This window comes from Rathayibacter sp. AY1C5 (assembly GCF_002931705.1).
Lineage (GTDB): Bacteria > Actinomycetota > Actinomycetes > Actinomycetales > Microbacteriaceae > Rathayibacter.
Map to the genome: position 1 here is coordinate 1 of NZ_PSWD01000060.1, position 2,310 is coordinate 2,310.

Consider the following 2,310-nt stretch of genomic DNA (forward strand, 5'->3'; position numbering starts at 1 on the left):
CGCCTTCCCCGCCCCGCCCAGCGCCGAGCTGCACGTCCACCTCGAGGGCACGATCGAGCCCGAGCACATCGTCGAGATGGCGCGCCGCAACGGGGTCGCCCTGCCCACCGAGGATCTCGACGCCCTCCGCGCGCGGTACTCCTTCACCGACCTCGCGTCGTTCCTGGAGCTGCACTACTCGAACCTCACCGTGCTGAAGACGGAGCGGGACTTCTTCGAGCTCGCGACCGGCTACCTCGACCGGGCGCAGAAGGCGAACGTCCGCCGCGCCGAGATCTTCTTCGACCCGCAGACGCACCTCGGCAACGGCGTCGCGCTCGACACCGTGATGAGCGGGATCACCCGTGCGCTCGGCCGGAGCGAGGAGACCCACGGGATCTCGACGGACCTGATCATGTGCTTCCTCCGCGACCTGGGCGCCGACGCGGCCGACGAGATGCTGACGGCGATCCTCCCCTGGCGCGAGCACGTCATCGGCGTCGGGCTCGACTCGAACGAGGTGGGCTTCGGCCCGGAGCTGTTCGTCGACGTCTACGCGCGCGCCGCGGCGGAGGGACTGCGCCTGGTCGCGCACGCCGGCGAGGAGGGCGGGCCCGAGACGGTCGCGGCCACCGTCGAGCTGCTGAAGGTCGAGCGGATCGACCACGGGATCCGCGCGATGGAGGACCCGGAGGTGGTCGCGATGCTCCGCGAGCGCCGCATCCCGGTGACGGTGTGCCCGCTGTCGAACGTCGCCCTGCGCGCGGTGGACACGATGGCCGACCACCCGCTGCCCGCGATGCTCCGCGAGGGACTCGTCGTGACGGTCTCGAGCGACGACCCGCCCTACTTCGGCGGCTACGTGGATGAGAACTACCGCGCCCTGGTCGAGGAGCTGGGGATGGACGACGCGCAGCTCGAGCAGCTGGCGCTCAACTCCTTCGAGGCTGCGTTCATCACGGAGGAGGACCGCGAGCGCTGGCAGGCGGAGGTGCGCGAGCACTTCGCGCGGTGAGCGCGTCGCCGCCCGGAGAACGATCGTTCCCACCCCGTCTCCGGGCACTGCGCTCTCGTTCTGCGGGCGCACGCCTCCGCGCCCGACCTACGCTGGCCGGATGACGCGATCCGACGGCACGCGATGAGCTGGGTGCTCCTCACCGGCGCGATCCTCACCGAGGTGACGGCGTCGCTCGCCCTCCAGGCCGCCATCGAGTCGCCGGGCTGGTACGCCCTCGTAGTGGCGGGCTACCTGGCGGCGTTCGTCCTCCTCAGCCGGGTGCTCAAGGCCGGCATGCCGATCGGAGTCGCCTACGGCGTGTGGGGCGCGTGCGGCGTCGCGCTGACGGCGGTCCTCGCGGCCGTGCTCTTCGGGCAGCCGCTGACGGGCGTGATGACGATCGGGCTGGTGCTGATCATCGCGGGCGTGCTGATGGTCGAGATCGGCTCGCAGCGAGCGCAGGCCGCGCGCCGGGCGGCGCACTGATGGCCTGGCTGCTGCTCTCGGGCGCGATCCTCACCGAGGTCGCCGCGACGATGAGCCTCAAACCCGCGACGGACGGCCGGAAGCGCTGGTACGTCGTGGTCGGAGTCGGCTACGTCGTCGCGTTCACGCTGCTGGCCGGAGCGCTCGCGCAGGGCATGCCGATCGGGGTGGCCTACGGGATCTGGGCGGCGGTCGGAGTCGCGCTGACCGCGGTGCTCGGCCGCTGGCTGTTCCAGGACCCGCTGACCTGGACGATGCTCGGCGGGATCGGCCTGATCATCGCCGGCGTGCTGCTGGTGGAGCTGGGGCACTGACCGGCCGAGTGTCGTCGCGGCGGGAGTCTCTCCCGCTCAGCGGCCGGCGCGGCGGGAGCGCGCCTCCTCAGCCGTCGTCGCGGCGGTAGCGCGACGGAGTCACCGGTTGTCGCGGCGGTACCGCGCCTCGCGGCCGGCGATGTGGAGGCCGAGCCCGGTGACCGCGACCGCGAAGGCGACCAGCACGCCGATGAACGCGATCTCGTCGCCCGCTCCGACCGCCACGGCCGCGGCGGCGAGCCCGATCAGCGCGAGGGCGAGCACCACGGCGCCGACGGTCTCGAGAGGACTCCAGGCGGTCATGGCTCCAGCGTGCGCTCGGAGCGGCGCGCGGGCAAGGGGCGGCAGGCGAACAGGACATGACGTCCCGCCGACCGCGGAGGTCCGCGCGGGTCCCAGCACACGACCCGTCCGCCCGGACGTCGGCCGACCGGGTGCTGCGGATCGCGGAGCTCGTCCGAGGCGGTCCGCGGTGCGAGCCCGCTCCGTCCGTCCCCGCCGGAACGCCCCCGCCCGTTCGCCCCGCCGCCGCGC

General features: G+C 73.2%; 4 protein-coding genes. 3 read left to right on the forward strand and 1 reads right to left on the reverse strand.

All coding sequences use genetic code 11. The features are described from left to right. The 3 genes from C5C57_RS17450 to C5C57_RS17460 all read left to right on the forward strand — a co-directional run. A partial coding sequence (locus tag C5C57_RS17450; protein ID WP_258072470.1) for an adenosine deaminase occupies nucleotides 1-994 on the forward strand: 994 nt, incomplete at its 5' end. 123 nt (nucleotides 995-1,117) lie between these two features. After that, nucleotides 1,118-1,462 (forward strand): multidrug efflux SMR transporter, encoded by a 345-nt coding sequence (locus C5C57_RS17455; RefSeq protein ID WP_104248361.1) that lies wholly within the window; start codon nucleotides 1,118-1,120, stop codon nucleotides 1,460-1,462. Beyond that, entirely contained in the window at nucleotides 1,462-1,776 is a 315-nt protein-coding gene (locus tag C5C57_RS17460; protein ID WP_104224891.1) for a multidrug efflux SMR transporter, read from the forward strand. Before C5C57_RS17455 ends, C5C57_RS17460 begins: the two co-directional genes overlap by 1 nt. 99 nt (nucleotides 1,777-1,875) lie before the next feature. Here C5C57_RS17460 and C5C57_RS17465 read toward each other — a convergent pair whose 3' ends face one another. Next, nucleotides 1,876-2,079 carry a hypothetical protein gene (locus C5C57_RS17465; RefSeq protein WP_104248362.1) on the reverse strand — a complete coding sequence of 68 codons (204 nt, stop codon included), beginning with the start codon at nucleotides 2,077-2,079 and terminating at the stop codon, nucleotides 1,876-1,878. Nucleotides 2,080-2,310 lie beyond the last annotated feature (231 nt).

What these genes read in the sequence shown, in the direction of transcription:
- C5C57_RS17455 (WP_104248361.1), top strand. Translation starts at nt 1,118, where the DNA reads ATGAGCTGGGTGCTCCTCACCGGCGCGATCCTCACCGAGGTGACGGCG.
- C5C57_RS17460 (WP_104224891.1), top strand. Translation starts at nt 1,462, where the DNA reads ATGGCCTGGCTGCTGCTCTCGGGCGCGATCCTCACCGAGGTCGCCGCG.
- C5C57_RS17465 (WP_104248362.1), bottom strand. Translation starts at nt 2,079, where the DNA reads ATGACCGCCTGGAGTCCTCTCGAGACCGTCGGCGCCGTGGTGCTCGCC.